Source organism: Baaleninema simplex PCC 7105 (assembly GCF_000332355.1).
Lineage (GTDB): Bacteria > Cyanobacteriota > Cyanobacteriia > Cyanobacteriales > Geitlerinemataceae > Baaleninema > Baaleninema simplex.
In genome coordinates this window covers 128,342-132,056 of record NZ_KB235960.1, presented here as the reverse complement: position 1 = coordinate 132,056, position 3,715 = coordinate 128,342, and the positions used below count along the sequence as shown (strand labels likewise).

At 43.1% G+C, this 3,715-nt stretch carries 1 protein-coding gene; it reads left to right on the top strand.

Annotated elements, in window-relative coordinates; translation table 11 throughout:
* Window positions 1–648 precede the first annotated feature (648 nt).
* Entirely contained in the window at window positions 649–3,081 is a 2,433-nt protein-coding gene (locus tag GEI7105_RS0124115) for a leucine-rich repeat domain-containing protein (protein WP_017662965.1), read from the top strand.
* Window positions 3,082–3,715: the final 634 nt, after the last annotated feature.

Genomic DNA, 3,715 nt, shown 5'->3' with positions numbered 1-3,715 from the left:
TGGGTTTTGAAGTCGGGGTCGAAACGCTTGCACCACTTCTCAAAGCAGGGTGGCATAGCGGCTGGGGTGGTCTCTCTCATGGGGACACTCTCCACCTTAAATCCTTGTCAGTCAAGGGTTTTGCTTTTATTTTACCTTTTTTACCGTTTAAGTCCCGCTAGAGGTCCTGAAAAACTTTCCGATCCTAATTACTTACAACCTGAAGACTTCAATCCTAATAGAGACCAACGTCCAAACTTACCATTTCGGGGACCCGAGTGGCATCCTGAACCGGATAATGGAGCTAACCGCTCGAGGCACTTCAATGCAGAATATCTGTACGGGTGACGAGATAAAGATCCGATAAACATACATATCTACTGGAGGGAATAATAAGAAGTGTTAGATCGCATTGAGAGGTTGCAAAATCAAATTCAAAATTCAAGATTTTTAGACAAACAGCTTTAAAGATGGCTCTTCTTGATATATGGTGGTTTTCGATATCCAGATCGCGTGATACCAAGGGTCTCAGCGATCGAATTTTTTATTTTTTTTAGATCGAACTACATTTTTTATTGCAAAGCCTGAAGATCCTTAAAGATCGTGTACGATCGTCGAAGATTCAAGTAGCTTTCTTTTTTTACACATTCATCGATCGCCACTTCCATTATGACCGCCCTTCTCTACCACGAATTTCCCCTTAACCCAACTCGCATCGAACGGTATTGGCACGATGCCGGTCTCGCCTTTGAAAAGCACCATTGGAACTTGCCCACCTCTAAATATCTAAGAACGACATATCTTTTTGGAGGCAGGCCCCGACAGGAGGCTTACGTTAGTCAAACCTACAGTGAGATGAGCCATGCTGTAAAGGACGAACCACTCGTCATCGCTCCCCTGTCGAGATATCTCACTCCCGACGCGCTCCCCGAACCGCCATTGCACTTCAACTGCATCTACGAACCCCAAACGGACGCGGTAACTGAAAGATTTGTCGAACAGGTAGTCATGTACTGGCCCGCTCCAGTCTATTTGGTGTTTAGTCAAAGAATTCTTCGACCTGTAAATATACTACCGCAACATACAAAAATCTGGGTTGACAATATTATTGGGAAGTCCTGGAAAGGAAACTTTAATCCAGGCTGGGTTCCTCTCGATAATGCACAAACGCGCCAAAAAGCTTTGCGGAGTTTAGGAACTAAAAAATTTCATCATCTCTATCTCGTTGCTGGTCTTCCCGAAGCGATGACCCAGTCTTCAGAGGTTAATGAATTATTTAAAGAACTTACTGACAAAAAAACAGCATCTTTGCCGCTGGCTGACTATCGCCAGTTTCACGACGTCGTCTCGAACAGCGACTGGGTCTTAACGACTCATGGTAACGTGGCTGATGCGGTTCCCTATTGTTTCTATAGTACGAAAAGTCTCTTAACCCTAACCCGAGACTCAGGACTGACACCTTCTGAATCTGTAGAAGAATTCGACGACATCGACACTTTCAATCGAGCGGCGGGTATTTCCGTTCCCCCTCGAGGGGGTTTAACCCTTTCAGAAATCGTTCCCTTGGAGATGGTAGAAGATTTTACCGAACTCTCCCTAGCGTGGAGCCGTTTAGACCGACTCGACGAACTCCCCTCCCTCAGAAATCTCGAACATCTCGACCTCGAAGGGACGGCAGTTAACGACTTAACGCCTTTAACTTTAATGCCTCAACTGAAGTCACTATCCTTACGTTGTCTTCAGTTAAAAGATCTCAAACCCCTCCGTCAAATTCCCAACCTAGAAAAACTATTTCTCAATCGATTTCCCCTGAACGAACTTTCAGATCTCGCGGAGGTCAGGACGTTGAGATCGTTAATTCTCGATTATATTCCTCTCAACGATCTGACAGCTCTAAAGGGATGTTCTCAAATTAAAGAACTGTCTCTTCACTCAACTCCTCTCGAACGTCTCGATGGCATTACAGAACTTTCGGCTCTCGAAAAACTGTCGTTCGGTTTAACTCCCACCAAAGACCTCAGTCCGTTGAGAAATCTCTCAAATTTAAAGGAACTGTTGTTAGAAGATTGTGTTCTTGAAGATCTCAGTCCTTTATCTACCTTAGAAAATCTTACCACCTTCAGGCTTAGCACTTCAGCCACCCCACCCCAACAACTTCCCGATCTTTCGCCGCTCGAATCCTTGTCGGGACTCAAACATCTCGATCTCTCCTTTACAATTTTCCAAAAGCTGCCACTCGGCTCTTTGGTAAATACTCTCGAGAGGCTGGATATTTATGGATGTCAGTTAGAAGATCTACAAGGGCTAACTCAGTTCAAGGCTCTTCGACATCTCGATATTGAGGAAATCAAAGCACCACCCCCCGAGCAACTGATGGCCTTAAACCATCTTGAAAGCTTGAGCGTCTGTTACAGTGGAATTAAAGAGTTAGAATGGCTGAAAAAATTTGTCCATCTCCGCCAGCTCAATCTCAATTTAAATAAGGTCAAAGATCTACGACCTCTCGAGAATTTATCTGAATTACGTTCGCTGAGCTTGGCTCTGGTGTCTGTTGACTCTTCTAAGTCATCTAAAAGCCATCCTTTAGAGGTTTTATCGAGTCTTATCTATCTTGAAGAACTAAATGTTGCCAAGTGGGAACTTGGAGTTCCCACTTGGCTCGAGGCTTTGTCGAAACTGCGAGTTCTAAACCTCAGATCGACAGATTTTGAAGAGACAACTTGGTTGAGTGGATTAACTCATCTGAAAAAATTAAACTTAGAAAACACTCCCGTTCGCTCTTTAGATGGACTGAGTGCTTGTCGTCAGCTACGTTATCTCAATCTCGAGGGAACACAGGTTCGCCATCTAGATGCTTTGCGCTTTGCCACCGAACTTGAAGAGTTGAATCTTAGCAAGACACCGATTGAGGATTTGAGCGGACTTCGGGGACTGAAACGTTTGAAAAAGCTAGATTTAGAAAATCAGTCTCCTCAAGATTGCGATCTCTCTGTGTTACTGGAGCTTCCTCGATTAAGTGTTTTGCGCTTGGAGAAAAAGCAAATCAACGTTGATATTGAGGAGTTAGGGCGACGTCACCGCTTAATTATCCGACCCACCTGATTCTAACTTCTTGGTTTTGGGGTATCTCAAAATTTTCAGCTCATCTGAGTATTTTACAATTGGGATACACCCACACGATCGAACTTTTTAGATTTTGGCTCTTCCGACATTGGTATGTAGGGTAAATGCCTGTAGTCTCCATCTGGAAATGGATTTCGCGATTTGAGTTCTCTTTTTATACAGTTTAGTAAAAACTATTGCTCTGTAAGGGTTTCAGCGATTTCTTGCATATTAACTTCGGGAGAGCCTCGATTCTTGCATGAAATTGATTGGGAAACTCGAGATCGTTATTTATGAATTGATTTGAGGGAATCGATTTTGCTAGCTGATAAAATTAGACTGTGTCTATCAACGATACAGCTTCTTGAAATCGTTTACTTCGACTTTCAATATGAAGAAGAAAAAGGCCGATCTATGGAATAAAGTTACATCAGTAACCTTATTGCCCTCAATGCAGTATAATAAAACTTGAGTAATTTTCAATTTAATCGAAATTATTTCCGTTATGGACGATCGAGAAATTCAGACTTCAGACAGCCCCTTAAACCCCAACTCAAAAAGCCTCAAAGAAGACTATCGAGAAGCGTTACTCAAATCCGGTATTCAAGCCGCCCAATTACTCAACGAATTGATT

Bases quoted from the DNA above. Each gene is read 5' to 3' on its own strand.
- GEI7105_RS0124115 (WP_017662965.1), top strand. From the start codon at position 649: ATGACCGCCCTTCTCTACCACGAATTTCCCCTTAACCCAACTCGCATC.